We start from the raw sequence: 17,042 nt of genomic DNA, 5'->3' as shown, positions 1-17,042 counted from the left end.
TGGTGGGGGGAGCTATGTCCGCGTCATCGAGATCTTCGAGGGCAGCGGACGGCTCGATCGCGCGGTCGAGGGGCTGGCCGCCAATGACGACCTGCTCCGCCGCGGGCTCGACGGCCATGGCCTGACGCGTCCGGAACTCGCGGTGCTGCTCGCCACCGCGAAGCTCGCGCTGCAGGATTCGATCGAGCACGCCGGGCTCGGCGACGACCCTGCGCTCAAGCCCGATCTTCACGCCGCCTTCCCGGCCGCGATGCGCGAGCATTTCGCGCAGGCGATCGACGACCACCGGCTGCGCGGCCAGATCGTCGCGACCAAGCTCGCCAACCGCATCGTCAACCGGCTCGGCGTGCTCCACCCGTTCCAGCTGGCCGAAGAGGAAGGCGCGGCGATGGGCGATATCGCGGCGATGTTCGTCGTCGCCGAACGGCTGTTCGACCTGCCCTCGCTCTGGGCGGACATCGAGTCACGACCGATGCCCGAGGCCGCACGCATCGCGCTGTTCGACGAGGTGGCGGTGGCGACGCGCTCGCAGATCGCGGATCTGCTGCGCGTGTCCGCGCCCGGCACGATGCCGGGTGCCGTGCTCGCGCGGCTCGCCAAGGGGATCACGCATCTCGATGGCCAGACCAAGGCGCTGCTCCTCGAGGAGGCGAGCGCGCAGAGCGACCGCATCGCCGCGCAGCTCGAGACGGCAGGTGCCCCGCACGACCTCGCGATCAAGGTGGTCCGGCTGTTCGAGCTCGACGGTGCGGTCGGGCTAGCCGATCTCGGCGAGCGCCTCGCGCTCGACGAGGCGGTGCTGACCCGCGCCTTCACGCATCTCGGACAGGCGCTCGGGCTCGACTGGGCACAGGCCAATGCGGCGCGGATCACGCCGTCGGATCCGTGGGAACGGCTGCTCATCGCCGGACTTGCGCGCGATTTCCAGCAGTTGCGGCTGGAGTTCCTCGCACGGTGCGGAGCCAGGGATCCGCAGGGCGCGGTCGACATATGGCTGGCGAGCAATGCCACCCGCGTCGCGCAGTTCAAGGCGGTGATCGACCGTGCGCGCCACGCCGCCGTCCCGAACGCCGCGATGCTCGCGCAGATCGCCAGCCAGGCGCGCGTACTGCTCGGCCGATAGGCGCAAACCGAAGCCCTGCCCCGCCACATTCCCGGCGGGGCGGGAACCCATCGCGCGTCCGGCGGTTCGATGATGTCTTCCCGACAATCGCGTACGTCGCGGTTGAGTATTCACCCGCGCTTGGCCTAGAGCTACCGGGAACACGAGGCCAGCATGACCGATATCCCCAATACCCAGCCTGACAGCCGCGAGACGACGATCCTCGACGCCCCCGACCGCATGGTGAAGGTGCGCGAGATGTTCGGGATCGATTCCGACATGGAGGTACCCGCCTTCTCCGAAGCGGACGAGCGCGTCCCCGATCTCGACCCCGCCTATGTCTTCGACGCGGACACCACGCTCGCGGTCCTTGCGGGCTTTGCGCACAACCGTCGCGTGATGGTCCAGGGCTATCACGGCACCGGCAAGTCGACGCATATCGAGCAGGTCGCGGCACGGCTGAAATGGCCGTGCATCCGCATCAACCTCGACGCGCATATCAGCCGCATCGACCTGATCGGCCGCGACGCGATCGTCCTGAAGGACGGCCAGCAGATCACCGAGTTCCGCGAAGGCCTGCTCCCCTGGGCGCTGCAGACCCCGACCGCGCTCGTGTTCGACGAATATGACGCAGGCCGCCCGGACGTGATGTTCGTGATCCAGCGCGTGCTCGAGACCGAGGGCAAGCTGACGCTGCTCGACCAGAACCGCGTGATCCGCCCGAACCCCTGGTTCCGCCTGTTCGCGACCGCCAACACGGTCGGCCTCGGGGACACCAGCGGGCTGTATCACGGCACGCAGCAGATCAACCAGGGTCAGATGGACCGCTGGAACATCGTCGTCACGCTCAACTATCTGCCCGCCAAGGTCGAGGCACAGATCGTGCTCGCCAAGTCGGGGGAATATGACAAGCCCGACGGCAAGAAGGTCGTCGAGAACATGGTCCGCGTCGCCGACATGACCCGCAAGGGCTTCGTCAACGGCGACATCTCGACCGTGATGAGCCCGCGTACCGTCATAACCTGGGCGCAGAACGCGCTGATCTTCGGTGACGTCGGCTTCGCGTTCCGCCTGTCGTTCCTCAACAAGTGCGACGAGGCGGAGCGGTCGCTGGTCGCGGAATATTACCAGCGCGTGTTCGGCAAGGACCTGCCCGAGAGCGTGATGGGCAAGGCCTGAGGCCTTGGCGAACGAAACGCCCCTCGACCGGTTTAAGGCGGTTCTCGCTGGCACCGCGCGTGCGATCGCGGAGGAGCCCGAGGTCGAGCTCGCCTTCACCGCGGACGCGCCGGCGCAGTCGGGCAAGCACATCAAGGTGCCGATGCCCGCGCGCGCGCTGCCGCCCGAACAGGTCGCGGAAGCGCGCGGGTTCGCCGATGGCTTCGCGCTTCAGCTGAAGCATCACGACATCGCGCTGCATAACCGTGCCGCGCCGGTCGAGGCGGTCGCGCGTGCGGTGTTCGACGCGGTCGAGACCGCGCGCGTCGAGGCGCTCGGGTCGCGCGGCTATACCGGGATCAGCGACAATCTCGCCATGGCGCTCGACGTCCGGCTGCGCGCCGACCCGATCACGCGCGCGCGCAACCGGGACGAGGTGCCGTTGTCGACCGCGCTCGGGTTGATGGTGCGCGAGCGGCTGACCGGGCAGGAATCGCCCGCGGTCGCCGCCCCCGGCCTCGCGCTGGTGCGCGAGTGGATCGAGCAGAAGACCGATCTCGACGCGCTGGCCTATGCGATCGACGACCAGAAGACGTTCCAGGGCCTGGCGCGCAAGATGCTCGCCGAGCTCGAGCTCGTCCAGGCGGACCAGGTCCCCGAGGAGAGCGAAGAGGGCGGCTCCGAGGATGAGGGCACCGACGAGCAGCAGCAGGACGAGGGCGACGAAGGCGACGACCAGGGCGAGGACGGCCAGGGCGAAGTCGAGGCGCGCGGCGAGCAGTCCGAGCAGCAGAACGAGGAAAGCGACGGCCAGGAGCAGAGCGACGAGTCGATGGACGACATCGACGGCGAGCCCGGCGATGACGGCGAGGAGGGCATGCAGCCCGTCCGTCCCAACCGCCCGATGGCGGACATGGGCACCGCGTTCGACTACAAGCCATGGACGACGCAGTTCGACGAGGTGATCGCCGCGACCGAGCTGTGCGATGCCGAGGAACTGGCGCGACTGCGCGGCTATCTCGACCAGCAGCTGGTCCATCTCCAGTCCGCGGTCTCGAAACTCGCCAACCGCCTGCAGCGCCGGCTTATGGCGCAGCAGTCGCGCTCCTGGGATTTCGATCAGGAGGAGGGTATCCTCGACGCGGCGCGGCTCGCCCGCGTGATCGTCAACCCCACGCTGTCGCTCAGCTACAAGGCCGAGCGCGAGACCGATTTCCGCGACACCGTCGTCACGTTGCTGATCGACAATTCGGGGTCGATGCGCGGGCGCCCGATCTCGATCGCCGCAATCAGCGCGGACATCCTCGCGCGCACGCTCGAACGCTGCGGCGTGAAGACCGAGATCCTCGGCTTCACCACGCGCGCGTGGAAGGGCGGCCAGTCGCGTGAGACCTGGCTCGCGGCCGGTCGTCCGCCCCAGCCCGGCCGTCTCAACGACATCCGCCACATCGTCTACAAGCGCGCTGACGAGCCATGGCGGCGCGCACGCAACTCGCTCGGGCTGATGATGCGCGAAGGGTTGCTGAAGGAAAATATCGACGGCGAGGCGCTGATGTGGGCGCACGCCCGGCTCGTCGCGCGGCCCGAGGAACGCCGCATCCTGATGGTGATCAGCGACGGCGCACCGGTCGATGATTCGACGCTCAGCGTGAATTCGGGGTCCTATCTCGAACGTCATCTGCGTCAGGTGATCGGCTGGATCGAGACCAGGTCGCCGGTCGAGCTCGTCGCGATCGGCATCGGCCACGACGTGACGCGCTATTATGCGCGCGCGGTGACGATCATGGACGTCGAACAGCTCGGCGGGACGATCATCGAACAGCTCGCATCGCTCTTCGACACCGAGTGACGGCCATTCGGCCACCGCGCGCGTGATCGCCCCCCCGCGCGGCGGGTTTGCAGGCCCCGTGAAGCGGTCGATCACGATCGCCGGTCACCAGACGTCGATCAGCCTCGAACCGATCTTCTGGCATGCACTCGAGCGCGAGGCGGTCCGGCTCGGCCTGCCCTTGTCGGCGCTGGTCGCCGAGATCGACGCGCTGCGCATCGTCGCGGACGTGCCCCCGAACCTTGCCAGTGCCTTGCGGAGCTGGCTGTTCGCCTCGTCGACTTGAGAACCAGTCGCATTAGCATTGACAGTGCGAACGACTCTCAATAGCGATGCCCAAGAGCAAAAGGGGTTTCACTATGTCGATTGTTTCGCCGTGGGGCGCCGCGCCGCGTCCTGCCACGATGCCCGCCTTCCTGGCCCTGTCCTGCATCGGCGCCTTCACGACCGCGCCGGCGTTCGCCGCCGATGCCGACCGGACGACGGCGACGCCTAAGGCCACGGCGGATACGGCCGACGTGCAGCACCGTGACGAGATCCTGGTCAACGGCCACCGCGAACGCGACGCCGGCCCGAAACAGGTCGCGCCGCTGGTCGATACCCCGCGCTCGATCATCGTCCTGCCCAAGGAGGTGATCGAACAGACCGGTTCGAACAGCCTCGCGGATGCGCTGCGCACCGTGCCCGGCATCACCTTCGGCGCCGCGGAGGGCGGCAATCCGATCGGCGACCGCCCCTTCATCCGCGGGTTCGACAGCCAGGGCAGCATCTTCGTCGACGGTGTCCGCGACCTCGCCTCGCAGACGCGCGAGGTGTTCGCGGTCGAATCGGTCCAGATCGTCCGCGGGTCCGATTCGACGCTCGGCGGCCGCGGCTCGGCGGGCGGCACGATCAACATCCTGTCGCGTCTGCCCGTGCTCGACACGTTCGGATCGCTCAGCGGCAGCTATGGCGAGGCGGACTATAAGCGGGTCACCGGCGACCTGAACCTCAAGATCTCCGACACCGCGGCGTTCCGGATCCAGGGCATGTGGCACGACCAGGATGTCGCGGGCCGCGATGCGATCTGGCAGAAGCGCTGGGGCGTGGCGCCCTCCGTCGCGATCGGGCTCGGCACGCCGACCCGGCTGACCGCGAGCTTCTATCATATGGAAAGCAGCGAACTGCCCGACAGCGGCATCCCCTATCTCTACACGATCAACAATCACCCCGGCACCGGCAGCGTCACGACACGGCCCGCGCTCGGGACCGTGACGACCGCGGGCGGCCAGACCGGCTTTGTCTCCCGGAAAAACTTCTACGGGCTGGCCGCGCGCGACTTCCGCGACGCCGACACCAACCAGGCGACGATCCGCGTCGAGCATGATTTCGGCGGCATCACGCTGCGCAACACCGCACGCTACACGCACAGCACGCAAAGCTTCATCTTCACCCTCCCCGACGACAGCCAGGGCAATGTCTATGGCACCACCGCGACCAATACGGGCGCGAACGTGACCAATGGCGGCTATGTCTGGACGCGCGGCAACACGCGCTACGGCTATAGCGAGAGCATCGTCGACCAGACCGACCTTTACGGCAAATTCAATACCGGCGGCATCGAGCACAGCTTCTCGCTCGGCACCGAGCTTTCATGGGAAAAGACGCGGCGCGGCACGTTCGTGTCGGCGAACGGCTCGACGATCTCGCCACGCTGCAACACGGCGACGATCGCGCGCTCCTATTGCGTCAGCCTGTTCAATCCGGATCCCTATGCGCCATGGGTCAATTACGCGAGCGACACGTCGACGACGCAGACCCCGATCGCACGGGGCGCGGTGTCGACCGAAACGCAGAACGACGCGAATACCAAGGTGGTCTACGCGTTCGATTCGATCACGCTGATGCCCGCGCTGATCCTGAACCTGGGCGCGCGTTACGACCGGTTCGAATCGACGATCACCCTGCCGGGCGCAACGCAGACGAAGCTCACGCGCGTCGACAACCTCTTCAACTGGCAAGCAGGGCTCGTCTTCAAGCCGACCCCCGAAACCAGCCTCTATGCGAGCTACGCGACCGCCGCGACGCCGCCGAACAGCCTGCTCGGCGAAGGCCGCGAGGATAACGCGATCACCGTCGCAGTGCTCGGGCTGTTGAAGCCGCAAAAGACCAAGTCCTACGAGGTCGGCGCCAAGGCGAGCCTGTTCGCCGAGAAGCTGCAGCTCGGCGCGGCGGTGTTCCAGACGGAGATTTCCAACGCGCGCGTGCTCGACGACACGAACACCGCATCGTTCATCGGCGAGACGCGGATCCGCGGGTTCGAGTTCAACGTCAGCGGGACGATCCTCCCCGGCTGGACCGTCTTTGGCGGCTTCACGCATCTCGACCCGAAGATCATCGACGGCGGCTTCACGACGCTGACCGCCCCCGCGATCACGACGACCGCGAACGGGGTGACGACCGTCGTCCAGCCTGCGCGGACCACCGGCGTCGTGTCGGTCAACACCGGCAAGCAGGTGCCGCAGACCGCGAAGAACAGCTTCACCGCAACGACCAATATCGACGTGACGAAGCGGCTGCAGATCGGCGGCACCGCGCTGTACATGGACGAACAGATCGGCGGCTATGCCGACAATCGCAGCGCGCGGCAGACTGCGGCGGGCGTCGTCACGGTAACCCCCGCGACAAAGGTCCTCACCCGCAGCACGCCCGGTTACTGGCGGTTCGATGCGCGGGCCAGCTACAAGCTGACCGACATGATCGACCTCAGCGTCAACGCGCAGAACCTGACCAACAAGACCTATTTCTCGCAGACCTATGCCAGCCACTATGCCACGCTCGCCGCGGGCCGTACGGTGTTCGGCACGGTCAACCTGCGGTTCTGAGGACCAGAGTGACGGCGCTAGACACACTTTCGCCCGACGCCATCGCCGCGCGCCTCTCCGGCACTCCGGAGGACCGCGCGGCGTTCGTGCGCGAGGCGGCGGACGCCGGCGTGGCGGAGGCACAGGCGGTCTACGGGCAGATGCTGCTCGACGGTGCCGGCGTCGCGGCCGATCCGGCTGCCGCCCTGGCCTGGTTCGTCAGGGCGGCGGCGCAGCATCACGTGATGGCGCTCAACATGGTCGGGCGCTGCTACGATCTCGGCTGGGGCACGCCGGTCGACAAGGCGCGTGCGGCCGAATGCTACCGGGTCGCGGCTGCGCGCGGGCTCGACTGGGCGATGTACAATTACGCGACGCTGCTGGCGCTGGGCGACGGCGTGCCCGAGGACAGGCCGGCCGCGCTCGCTTTGCTGGAGAAAGTTGCGGCGATGAACACAGGGCTTGCCAGCGCGAAGGCGATCAACTTCGTCGGCAGCTTTGCCGAGGATGGCTGGGCCTGCCCCCGCGACCTCGCGCGTGCCGCGGCCTGCTATGCCAGCGCGGCAGAGGGCGGCGATTTCCGCGGCTGTTTCAACCATGCGCGGATGCTCGGTGCGGCGGGCGAGATCGACGCTGCGCTCGGCTGGCTCGAACAGGCCGGCGCGCGGGGCAACGCCGCGTTCGTGACGAAGGCGCAGGCGTTTCTCGCGGCCAGCGACATCGCGGCGTTCCGCACGCGCGGCGTCGCGGCGTTGCGGGAGGGCGCGCAGTGCTGATCGCGGTTCCAGACGTGCTCGATTCCGCCGGCGTCGCGCGGGTCCGTGCGCTGATCGACGCGGCCGAGTGGGTCGACGGCAACGCGACCTCGGGCGTGCAAAGCGCGCTCGCCAAGCGCAACGAACAATTGCCCGAGGAGTCCGCCGCGGCGAAGGACGCCGGCGGCATGATCCTCGACGCGCTGGGGCAGTCGGCGCTGTTCATCGCCGCCGCGCTGCCGCTGAAGGTCTTCCCGCCGCTGTTCAACCGCTATGCCGGCGGGCAGGATTTCGGGCTGCACGTCGACACCGCGATCCGTATCCGCCGCGGCAGCGATTTCCGGATCCGCAGCGACCTGTCGGCGACGCTCTTTCTCGACGATCCCGAAAGCTATGACGGCGGCGAACTGGTGATCGAGGATCAGTTCGGACCGCAATCGGTCAAGTTGCCCGCCGGGCACATGGTCGTCTATCCCGCCTCCAGCCTGCACCGTGTGACACCGGTGACGCGCGGCGTGCGGACCGCGTCGTTCTTCTGGCTTCAGTCGATGGTCCGCGACGACGGCGCGCGCCGGATCCTGTTCGATCTCGACCAGGGCGTGCAGGCGGTCGCCGCGGCGCAAGGGATGGGCGACCCGGCGACGATCCGGCTGACGGCGTCTATCACAATCTGCTCCGTCGCTGGGCCGATGCGTGACCACGCCCTGCCGATCCGGCCCCTCGTCGCGCTGCTCGCGATCGCGGGGCTCACCAGCCAGTCGAGCGCGCAGGCTAACGCCGCGTTTGCCGGAATACCGGACGTGACGATCGACTATTACCCGGTCGATGGCGGCGATGCGATGGCGGTCCGCCGGGCGATCGACGCCGCCCGACCGACCGATGCGCATGACGGCCGCCGGGTCGATGCGCTGAGCAGCTGGGACCTGCGCTGGTCCTGGCCGCGAACCAGACACGGCGGCTGCGATCTTGCGGCGACGACGATCCGATACAAGGCAACGGTGCGCATGCCGCAACTCGCCGCGACCGCCCGGCTGACCGCCGCCGAGCGCGCCGATTGGGACCGCTACGTCGCGGCGCTCGCCCGGCACGAAGCGGGGCATGTCCGCTACACCTATCGCCACCGCGGCGACATCCTGGCCACGATCAGGCGGGCGACCTGCCGGACCGCGGACGCCGCCGCACGGGCAGCGCTGGCCCGGCTCGACGCCTATCAGATCGCCTATGACCGCGAGACGGAGCATGGCACCAAGGACGGGGCAAGCTTCCCCGCCTCCTGACCCGTCAGGCGAACGCCGCGGCACCCTTCAGATGCTGATAGGCGGCGATGACCTTCTGCAACTCCGATTCATGCGCCCGGTCCCCGCCGTTGCGATCGGGATGATAGCGCCGCACCAGCTCGCTATAGCGTTTGCGCAGCGCGGTGCGGTCGGTGTCGGTCCCCAGCCCCAGCACGCGCAGCGACCGCCGCTCGCCATCGGACAGCACGCGACCATCCTTGCGCGCAGCCGCCATCCGCTCGCCGAACCGCGCGCCGATCGCGTCGATTGGGTCAGCAAAGTCTGCCCATTTGGGCGGCGTGTCGCCGCCGCCATGCGCAAAGGCCCGCGTCTCGCGTTCCCATCCCGCCATCGGCCGCTGCGCATGGTGGATCTCGTCCGCGGTCATCCCGTCGAAATAATTATAGCCTGCGTTGAACGCGCGGACATGCTCGAGGCAGAACCAGCGGAATTGCGGCGGCCCGCCATCGCTCGGCCCCTCGAGCGGCGGCGCGCGGAATTCGCCGGGTTCGGCACAGCCCGGCCACATGCACACACGCCCGCTGCCCTCCACGCGCCGTGGAAACGGGGGCTGGGCCGGTCCTTGCGCTCTTTTCTCGCGTCTTGCGTCACCGGCTCCCCGTCTATCCAAAACGGGCTATATAGGTCGGATGACAGACCTCGCCACCGGCTCCGTACAGGACCAGATCACCGCGCGCCTCACCGCCGCGCTCGCCCCGACCCATCTGACCGTCGTCAACGAGAGCGCGCTGCATGCCGGACATATGGGGGACGACGGCACCGGCGAGACGCATTTTCGTGTCGAGGTGGAAGCACCGGCGTTCCAAGGGCTTAACCGCGTCGCCCGGCAGCGCCTCGTGAACCACGCGCTCGCCGAACTGCTCAGCACACAGATCCACGCGCTCGCGATCAAGGCGCGCGCGCCTGGAGAGGCATGATGGCCTATACGCTCTGGTACTGGCCCGGCCTCCAGGGCCGCGGCGAATTCGTCCGGCTTGCGCTCGAAGGCGGCGAGATTCCCTATACGGATGCGGCGCACGATCGCGGTGCCGAGGCGCTGATGGCCGATCTGAACGACCGCACCGGCCGCACGCCCTTCGCCCCGCCCTATCTCGAACTCAATGGTCTGGTGATCGCACAGGTCGCCAACATCCTGATGTATCTGGGCGAACGCCACGACCTCGCGCCATCGAACATGGCCGATCGGCTGTGGCTCAACCAGCTGCAGCTGACGTTCGCCGATCTCGTCGCGGAGGTCCACAACGTCCACCATCCGGTCGCGATGATGGACTATTACGCCGACCAGAAGCCCGAGGCCGCGCGCGCCGCGAAGCAGTTCCGCGAGGAGCGGCTGCCCAAATTCCTCGGTCACTTCGACGATGCGGCACAGGCCAATCCGGGCGAATGGCTGATCGACCATCGCTGGACCTATGCCGACACCTCGCTGTTCCAGATCGTCGAGGGGCTTCGCTACATGTTTCCGCAGCGGATGCGCACGCTCGAACCCGACTATCCCAACCTGATCCGAATCCGCGACCAGGTCGCCGAGATCCCCGCGATCAGGGCCTATCTGAACAGCGACCGGCGGATCGCGTTCAACACCGACGGCATCTTCCGCCACTATCCCGAACTCGACGCCGCATGAGCCTTGGTCGCCTCCTCACATCGAACACCTCCCCGCGGCGAAGGCCGGGGGTCCAGTTGGGGGGACAGGCATAACAATGGGCGGTCCGTTGCCATATCGACCTATCCAACTGGACCCCGGCCTCGCCGGGGAGGTGCCTCGGGCTGTGAGAACCCCGCGCCCCGCCGCGCGCATCCTGCTCGTCGACGCGCAGGACCGCGTGCTGATGTTCCGCTTCACCCCCCGACGATCGCCCGCCGCTCTGGTGCACGCCGGGCGGTGCGGTCGATCCGGGAGAAAGCTACGCCGCCGCCGCCCGTCGCGAGCTTTGGGAAGAGGTCGGGCTCGACATGGATTGCGGCCCCGAGGTCGCGCGCCGCGTCGTCGACTTCCGCACCTTCGAGGGCGTCGAGGTGACCGCCGACGAACGCTATTTCCGCGTCGACGTCGATACGTGCGACGTGGCGGCGGGCGGGCTCACCGATCAGGAGCGCAAGCTGCTCGTCGGTCACCGCTGGTTTTCCCGAAACGACATCGCGGGGCATGACGAAGTCCTCTATCCAGCGGACCTCGTCGAACTCCTCGACGCCACGGAGACACGCCATGCTGGATGATTTCGTCCTCCAGACCATCCTGCCCTCGACGCATGATCTGGGCGGCTTCAAGGTCCACCGCACCTTGCCGAACAAGGACCGGACGATGGTCGGCCCGTTCCTGTTCTTCGACCAGATGGGCCCCGCGCATCTCGAGGTCGGTACGGGCATCGACGTGCGCCCGCATCCGCACATTAACCTGTCGACCGTCACCTATCTGTTCGACGGCGCGATCGACCACCGCGACTCGCTCGGCACGAAGGCACGGATCGAGCCCGGCGCGGTCAATCTGATGACCGCGGGTCACGGCATCGTCCATTCCGAACGCTCGCCCGGTGACGAGCGCGCCGGCGGGCCGAACCTGTCGGGTATCCAGACCTGGCTGGCGCTGCCCGAGGCGGTCGAGGAGATCGATCCCGCGTTCGAACACGTCACCAAGGCGCAGCTGCCGGTGATCGAGGCGCATGGCGCGCGCTCGCGGATCATCATGGGGAGTCTCTGGGGCCAGAGCGCGCCGACCACAACCTATTCGGGCACGATCTACGCCGACATCGCGCTCGACCCGGGTGCGAGCGTGCCGATCGACGCGGCGGCGGAGGAGCGCGCGGTCTATCTCGCCATGGGCGAGGCGACGCTGGAGGGCGTGCCGCTCGAGCCGCAGGTGCTCTACGTCCTGCGCCCCGGCATCGCGGCGACGCTGCGCTCGGCGAGCGGCGGGCGGGCGATGCTGTGCGGCGGCGATGCGTTCACGACGCCGCGCCACGTCTGGTGGAACTTCGTCAGCTCGAACCGCGACCGGATCGAACAGGCGAAACGCGACTGGAATGCGGGCAATTTCCCGCAGGTCCCGGGCGATGAGAAGGAACGGATCGAGATACCCGCGATACCCAAGACGGTCAGCTACCCCTGACCCTCAGGTAAATCCTCCCCCGCCAGGGGGAGGATCGCAAAATGGATCCGGCCCTTGTCCCGCCCTGCGCGGTACCGCACACTCCCCCTATCGGTGCAGACCATATCGACCCCCGGCCAGATCCGGGGCACCACGCGGGAGAGAGACATGACCGAGCTGCAGAGCCTCCGACTTTCCACCGGCGTCGACCTCGACGTCGCGATCAGCGGCGATCCGGGGCATCCGCCCGTCATTCTCCTCCACGGCTTCCCCGAATCGCACCGCACCTGGCGCCACATCGCCCCCGACCTCGCGCGCGACCATTATGTCATCGCCCCCGACCAGCGCGGCTATGCGCGCTCGTCGAAGCCCGAGGCGTCGCCAATTACACCCCCCGACAAGATCGTCGCCGACCTGCTCGCGCTCGCCGATCAGCTCAAGATCGACCGCTTCACGCTGGTCGGGCATGACTGGGGCGGCGCGGTCGCCTGGATGGCCGCGCTCCAGCATCCCGACCGGATCGAACGGCTGGTGATCGTCAACGCGCCCCACCCGCTCGTCTTCCAGCGGACGATCTTCGACGACCCCGAACAGCGCAAGGCGAGCCAGTATATCCGCCGGTTCCGCGACACGAGTATCGACCAGGGCCTCACCGGCACGGGCCTCGAGAAATTCCTCGGCTCGACCTTCGCGCATCACGTGACGCAGGCGATCGCGGGCAAGGACAAGGCCGCCTATCTCGACGAATGGTCGCAGCCCGGCGCGATGACCGCGATGCTCAACTGGTACCGCGCCAGCGCGATCGTCGTCCCCGCGATGGACGAGACCCCGCCCCGCCCCGCCTTTCTCGACGCGCCCTTCCCGCCGATGAAGATGCCGGTGCTGGTGATCTGGGGCATGCGCGACACCGCGCTGCTGCCAAGCCAGCTCGACCTCGCCGACTATGTCCCCGAGCTGACGATCGAGAAGGTCGATGCGGGCCATTTCGTCCCCTGGGAAAAACCCGACGCGGTGATCGCCGCGATGCGCCGCTGGGGGATCTGACCGCCCAATCCTCGTCATCCTGACGAAAGTGGTGGAAGGCGTAGATGCCACCTGTCTGAATCCTGACCACCGCATTCTGAAACCGTTCAGCGGCCGGGGAGCAAATCTCCTGTCATGCCGTTTGATACGGCGACGAAGACAGGAGAGCAGTCATGCGTAAGTTGATCCTCGCGGCCGTAGCCGCCGCCACCTTGGTTCCCACGTTCGCCACCGCGCAGAGCTATGGCGAAGTCCGCCGCAGCGACCGTGAAGTGCGTCAGAGCCAGCGCGAACTTCAGCAGGCGCGCCGTTTCGGCGACCGCGGCGACGTCCGCGATGCCCGCCGCGAGTTGCGCGAAGACCGTCAGGAGCGCCGCGAGGACTGGCGCGACTATCGCCGCAGCCACGCCAACGTCTATCGTCGTCCGGCCTATGTCGGCCCGCGCGGCTATCGTTATCGCCCGATCAACGTCGGCCACCGGTTCGCGCCGCAATATTATGGCCGCAACTACTGGATCAACGACTACCAGACCTATCGCCTGCCCCGCCCAGGCTTCGGCTATCAGCGCTGGGTCCGCTATGGCCGCGACGTCGTCCTGGTCGACACGCGCAACGGTCGCGTCGCACAGGTCAACAACGGCTTCTTCTACTAAGGCGCCACGACGGCCCGGGAGCGATCCCGGGCCGTATTGTTGTGGCGATCGGGGCGATCCGGTTGCACCCTCCCCAGCCCGATCGTAAAGCCCGGCGCGTGCCAGACTCCCAGATCATCATCGCCGTCCCGAAGGGACGTATCCTAGCCGAGGCTTTGCCGCTGCTCGCCCGCGCCGGCATCCATCCCGAAGCGGCGTTTTCGGACGAGGACAGCCGCGCGCTCCGCTTCGCGACCAACGACCCCGACATCTCGCTGATCCGCGTCCGCGCGTTCGATGTCGCGACCTTCGTCGCGCACGGCGCGGCGCAGCTCGGCATCGTCGGCTCTGACGTGATCGCCGAATTCGGCTATTCCGAACTCTATGCCCCGGTCGATCTCGGCATCGGTCATTGCCGCCTGTCGGTCGCCGAGCCCACCGCAATGGCGGCGAAGGACGATCCGCGCGGCTGGAGCCATGTCCGCGTCGCGACCAAATATCCGCACGTCACCGCCGCGCATTTCGCCGCCCGCGGCGTCCAGGCCGAATGCGTGAAGCTGAACGGCGCGATGGAGCTCGCCCCGACGCTTGGCCTCGCGCCGCGCATCGTCGACCTCGTCTCGTCGGGCCGCACGCTCAAGGAAAACGGCCTGGTCGAGGTCGAGCGGATCATGGACGTCACCAGCCGCCTGGTCGTCAACCGCGCCGCGATGAAGACGCGCGCTCGGGTGGTGCCGCTGGTCGAGGCGTTCCGTCGTGCCGTCGAGCAGGAGCAGGCCGCATGATCCGCCTTTCCACCACCGACGCCGACTTCGCCGACCGCTTCACCGCGCTCGTCGAGGACCGCCGCGAATCGGACGCCGGCGTCACGCAGGATGTCGCCGCGATCATCGCGTCCGTCCGCCGCGACGGCGAGACCGCGCTGCGCGACCTGACGCAAAAGCACGACCGCCACGACCTCGAAGCGACCGGCTGGCAGATCGACGCCGCCGACTGCAAGGCCGCGTTCGACGCGCTCGAGCCCGAGCTGCGCACCGCGCTCGAACTCGCCGCGACGCGGATCCGCGCCTATCACGAGAAACAGCGCCCGCTCGACAGCGACTCGGTCGATTCGGCGGGTGTCCGGCTCGGCGCACGCTGGCTGCCGGTCGACGCGGCGGGCATCTACGTCCCCGGCGGCCGTGCGGCCTACCCCTCGTCGCTGCTGATGAACGCGATCCCCGCCAAGGTCGCGGGCGTCGGTCGTCTCGCGATGGTCACGCCGACGCCGGACGGCCAGATCAACCCGCTCGTCCTCGCCGCCGCGCATCTCGCGGGCGTCGACGAGGTCTGGCGCGTCGGTGGCGCGCAGGCCGTCGCCGCGCTCGCTTACGGCGCGGGCCGGGTCGCGCCCGTCGACGTCATCACCGGCCCCGGCAACGCCTGGGTCGCGGAGGCCAAGCGCCAGGTCTACGGCGTCGTCGGCATCGACATGGTCGCGGGGCCGTCCGAGATCGTCGTCGTCGCGGATGCGCTCAACGACCCCGAATGGACCGCCGCCGACCTGCTCAGCCAGGCCGAGCACGACACCACGACGCAGTCGATCCTGTTCACCGACGACGCGGCGTTTGCCGACAAGGTCGCCGACGCGGTCGATCGCCAGCTCAGCGAACTCGCCACCGAGGCGGTCGCGCGCGTCGCCTGGGATGCGAACGGCGCGATCATCGTCGTCGACACGCTGGCGGACGCGATCCCGCTGGTCGACCGGCTCGCCGCCGAGCATCTCCAGCTCGCCATCCCCGACCCGCAGGGCTTCTTCGACCGCGTCCGCCATGCGGGCTCGGTGTTCCTCGGCCGCTACACCCCCGAGGCGATCGGCGATTACGTGGCGGGCCCGAACCACGTCCTGCCGACCGGCCGCCGCGCGCGGTTCGCGAGCGGCTTGTCGGTGCTCGACTTCATGAAGCGCACCAGCTTCCTCGCGCTCGACGAAGCCGCCTTGCGTGAACTCGGCCCCGCGACCGTCGCACTCGCCAACGCCGAGGGTTTGCCGGCCCACGCAAAATCGGTGGCGTTGCGGCTTCGCCTCAACCACTGATTTTTGTTCGCGCGGAGGCGCGGAGGCGCGGAGATGTTGTACGCGGCGCAGCCGCCCCGATCCTCACCAGCGGGTTATTGGAGGGCCGCTGCGCGGTAAGGTCGACACCTCCGCGCGAACCAATCTTCTTCACTCCCCCCACGCGTAAGAAACGCGAAGGGCTGACACGCAAGCCCCCCGCGCGTACAGGCAACCGCTTATGTCCAGAACCGCTCCCCGCACCAAGGAACGCGCCGCCGCGCGACTCGCCGCCGTCCAGGCGACCTATCAGCATGAGATGGAAGGTACCGCGATGCCCGTCCTGCTCAACGAATTCCACCAGCACCGGCTTGGCGCGACGATCGAAGACGTCGAATATGCCGAGGCGGACGTCGATTTCTTCGACGACCTCGTGACCGGTGCGAATGCCCGCAGCGGCGAGATCGATCTGCTGATCGAGGGCAAGCTCGCCAAGGGCTGGACGCTCGCCCGCCTCGACAAGCCGATGAAGGCGATCATCCGCGTCGGCACCTACGAACTGCTGGCGCGCAAGGACGTGCCGGTCGCCGCGGTGATCAGCGAATATGTCGACGTCGCGCACGCCTTTTACGACAAGCGCGAATCGGGCTTCGTCAACGGCCTGCTCGACGGCATCGCGAAAGAGGTCCGGGCGTAATCTATCGTCATCCTGGGCTTGACCCAGGACCCAGAGTAACAGGACGGAGCGTTCGTTACTCTGGGTCCTGACTTTCGTCAGGATGACGCTGCTGTATTGGCGGAGGACATGACCGAAGCCGAGTTCATTGCAGCCCTGCGCCGCCTCCCGCTCCACCCAGCGGCGCGCGGCCTGAACGACGACACCGCGCTGCTCGACGCAGGGCCGCTCGTCGTCACCACCGACACGCTGGTCGAGGGCGTGCATTTCCTCCCCATCGACCCCGCGCAGGATGTCGCGTGGAAGCTCGTCGCGACCAACCTCTCCGATCTCGCCGCCAAGGGCGCGGTTCCCGAGGGCATCCTGCTCAACTACCCGCTCGGCGACGACGCATGGGACCGCACGTTCCTCGAAGGCCTCGCCGACATCCTTACGGCCCATGACACGCGGCTGATCGGCGGCGACACGGTCACCCTCCCCCCGGGAGCACCCCGCATCCTCACCGTCACCGCCTTCGGCAGCGACGCCGCCGCCCCCGCCCGCGCCGGCGCGAAGCCGGGGGACGCGCTCTACGTCACCGGCACGATCGGCGATGCCGGGGCAGGAC

The 17,042-nt window shown here is 68.0% G+C and carries 16 protein-coding genes and 3 pseudogenes; 18 read left to right on the top strand and 1 reads right to left on the bottom strand.

The genetic code is table 11. The annotated features are described in order from the left end of the window. The 8 genes and pseudogenes from NI18_RS14580 to NI18_RS14545 all read left to right on the top strand — a co-directional run. A pseudogene (locus NI18_RS14580) lies at window positions 1-1,123 on the top strand (NAD-glutamate dehydrogenase domain-containing protein); the annotation flags it as partial. A gap of 153 nt (window positions 1,124-1,276) precedes the next feature. Beyond that, window positions 1,277-2,281 (top strand): cobaltochelatase subunit CobS, encoded by a 1,005-nt coding sequence (cobS, locus tag NI18_RS14575; RefSeq protein WP_031393922.1) that lies wholly within the window; start codon window positions 1,277-1,279, stop codon window positions 2,279-2,281. 4 nt (window positions 2,282-2,285) lie between these two features. Further along, window positions 2,286-4,109 (top strand): cobaltochelatase subunit CobT, encoded by a 1,824-nt coding sequence (gene cobT / locus NI18_RS14570; RefSeq protein ID WP_037530861.1) that lies wholly within the window; start codon window positions 2,286-2,288, stop codon window positions 4,107-4,109. Between the two features lie 22 nt (window positions 4,110-4,131). After that, a complete protein-coding gene (locus NI18_RS14565; RefSeq protein ID WP_037530859.1) occupies window positions 4,132-4,374 on the top strand; it encodes a ribbon-helix-helix domain-containing protein in 243 nt (80 codons plus the stop codon). Window positions 4,375-4,447: 73 nt separating this feature from the next. Further along, window positions 4,448-6,952, top strand: a complete 2,505-nt coding sequence (locus tag NI18_RS14560; RefSeq protein WP_249403386.1) for a TonB-dependent receptor — start codon at window positions 4,448-4,450, stop codon at window positions 6,950-6,952. Window positions 6,953-6,960: 8 nt separating this feature from the next. After that, the gene (locus tag NI18_RS14555) at window positions 6,961-7,707 is read left to right on the top strand and encodes a tetratricopeptide repeat protein (RefSeq protein ID WP_037530855.1); all 747 of its coding nucleotides are present in this window, start codon (window positions 6,961-6,963) and stop codon (window positions 7,705-7,707) included. Further along, window positions 7,701-8,383 (top strand): annotated as a pseudogene (locus tag NI18_RS14550) (Fe2+-dependent dioxygenase). The gene NI18_RS14555 and the pseudogene NI18_RS14550 overlap by 7 nt, the downstream one beginning before the upstream one ends. Next, window positions 8,376-8,963 (top strand): DUF922 domain-containing protein, encoded by a 588-nt coding sequence (locus NI18_RS14545; RefSeq protein ID WP_031441068.1) that lies wholly within the window; start codon window positions 8,376-8,378, stop codon window positions 8,961-8,963. The pseudogene NI18_RS14550 and the gene NI18_RS14545 overlap by 8 nt, the downstream one beginning before the upstream one ends. A gap of 4 nt (window positions 8,964-8,967) precedes the next feature. Here the strand turns inward: NI18_RS14545 and NI18_RS14540 are convergent, their stop codons facing one another. Then, window positions 8,968-9,492, bottom strand: a complete 525-nt coding sequence (locus tag NI18_RS14540) for a J domain-containing protein (protein ID WP_081877806.1) — start codon at window positions 9,490-9,492, stop codon at window positions 8,968-8,970. Window positions 9,493-9,613: 121 nt separating this feature from the next. On the opposite strand from NI18_RS14540, the gene NI18_RS14535 reads away from it, so the two are divergent. The 10 genes and pseudogenes from NI18_RS14535 to NI18_RS14490 form a co-directional block, all read left to right on the top strand. Further along, window positions 9,614-9,901, top strand: a complete 288-nt coding sequence (locus NI18_RS14535; protein ID WP_031396501.1) for a BolA family protein — start codon at window positions 9,614-9,616, stop codon at window positions 9,899-9,901. Next, complete coding sequence (locus NI18_RS14530; protein ID WP_037530853.1) at window positions 9,901-10,608, top strand: glutathione S-transferase; 708 nt, start codon at window positions 9,901-9,903, stop codon at window positions 10,606-10,608. The genes NI18_RS14535 and NI18_RS14530 overlap by 1 nt, the downstream gene beginning before the upstream one ends. 76 nt (window positions 10,609-10,684) lie before the next feature. After that, window positions 10,685-11,201, top strand: a pseudogene (locus NI18_RS14525) (NUDIX domain-containing protein). Next, the gene (locus NI18_RS14520; RefSeq protein ID WP_037530851.1) at window positions 11,191-12,090 is read left to right on the top strand and encodes a pirin family protein; all 900 of its coding nucleotides are present in this window, start codon (window positions 11,191-11,193) and stop codon (window positions 12,088-12,090) included. Before NI18_RS14525 ends, NI18_RS14520 begins: the two are co-directional and overlap by 11 nt. Window positions 12,091-12,237: 147 nt before the next feature. Then, entirely contained in the window at window positions 12,238-13,113 is an 876-nt protein-coding gene (locus NI18_RS14515) for an alpha/beta hydrolase (protein WP_037530849.1), read from the top strand. 152 nt (window positions 13,114-13,265) lie between these two features. Then, the gene (locus NI18_RS14510) at window positions 13,266-13,745 is read left to right on the top strand and encodes an RcnB family protein (RefSeq protein WP_037530847.1); all 480 of its coding nucleotides are present in this window, start codon (window positions 13,266-13,268) and stop codon (window positions 13,743-13,745) included. 98 nt (window positions 13,746-13,843) lie between these two features. Continuing rightward, window positions 13,844-14,509: an ATP phosphoribosyltransferase gene (gene hisG / locus NI18_RS14505; RefSeq protein ID WP_037530845.1), complete on the top strand. Its 666-nt coding sequence runs from the start codon at window positions 13,844-13,846 to the stop codon at window positions 14,507-14,509. Continuing rightward, window positions 14,506-15,801, top strand: a complete 1,296-nt coding sequence (gene hisD / locus NI18_RS14500; protein WP_037530842.1) for a histidinol dehydrogenase — start codon at window positions 14,506-14,508, stop codon at window positions 15,799-15,801. The genes hisG and hisD overlap by 4 nt, the downstream gene beginning before the upstream one ends. Window positions 15,802-16,000: 199 nt before the next feature. Next, the gene (nusB, locus tag NI18_RS14495) at window positions 16,001-16,456 is read left to right on the top strand and encodes a transcription antitermination factor NusB (RefSeq protein WP_037530839.1); all 456 of its coding nucleotides are present in this window, start codon (window positions 16,001-16,003) and stop codon (window positions 16,454-16,456) included. A 108-nt stretch (window positions 16,457-16,564) separates the two neighbouring features. After that, the coding region (locus NI18_RS14490; RefSeq protein ID WP_037530836.1) for an AIR synthase related protein at window positions 16,565-17,042 on the top strand (478 nt) is incomplete at its 3' end.

The sequence above is a fragment of the Sphingomonas sp. Ant20 genome (assembly GCF_000783375.1).
Taxonomy (GTDB): Bacteria; Pseudomonadota; Alphaproteobacteria; order Sphingomonadales; family Sphingomonadaceae; genus Sphingomonas; species Sphingomonas aerolata.
This window is presented reverse-complemented; position numbering and strand designations above follow the sequence as displayed.

Bases quoted from the DNA above. Each gene is read 5' to 3' on its own strand.
- cobS (WP_031393922.1), top strand. From the start codon at position 1,277: ATGACCGATATCCCCAATACCCAGCCTGACAGCCGCGAGACGACGATC.
- NI18_RS14560 (WP_249403386.1), top strand. From the start codon at position 4,448: ATGTCGATTGTTTCGCCGTGGGGCGCCGCGCCGCGTCCTGCCACGATG.
- NI18_RS14545 (WP_031441068.1), top strand. From the start codon at position 8,376: ATGCGTGACCACGCCCTGCCGATCCGGCCCCTCGTCGCGCTGCTCGCG.
- NI18_RS14540 (WP_081877806.1), bottom strand. From the start codon at position 9,492: ATGTGGCCGGGCTGTGCCGAACCCGGCGAATTCCGCGCGCCGCCGCTC.
- NI18_RS14535 (WP_031396501.1), top strand. From the start codon at position 9,614: ATGACAGACCTCGCCACCGGCTCCGTACAGGACCAGATCACCGCGCGC.
- NI18_RS14530 (WP_037530853.1), top strand. From the start codon at position 9,901: ATGGCCTATACGCTCTGGTACTGGCCCGGCCTCCAGGGCCGCGGCGAA.
- NI18_RS14520 (WP_037530851.1), top strand. From the start codon at position 11,191: ATGCTGGATGATTTCGTCCTCCAGACCATCCTGCCCTCGACGCATGAT.
- NI18_RS14515 (WP_037530849.1), top strand. From the start codon at position 12,238: ATGACCGAGCTGCAGAGCCTCCGACTTTCCACCGGCGTCGACCTCGAC.
- NI18_RS14510 (WP_037530847.1), top strand. From the start codon at position 13,266: ATGCGTAAGTTGATCCTCGCGGCCGTAGCCGCCGCCACCTTGGTTCCC.
- hisD (WP_037530842.1), top strand. From the start codon at position 14,506: ATGATCCGCCTTTCCACCACCGACGCCGACTTCGCCGACCGCTTCACC.
- nusB (WP_037530839.1), top strand. From the start codon at position 16,001: ATGTCCAGAACCGCTCCCCGCACCAAGGAACGCGCCGCCGCGCGACTC.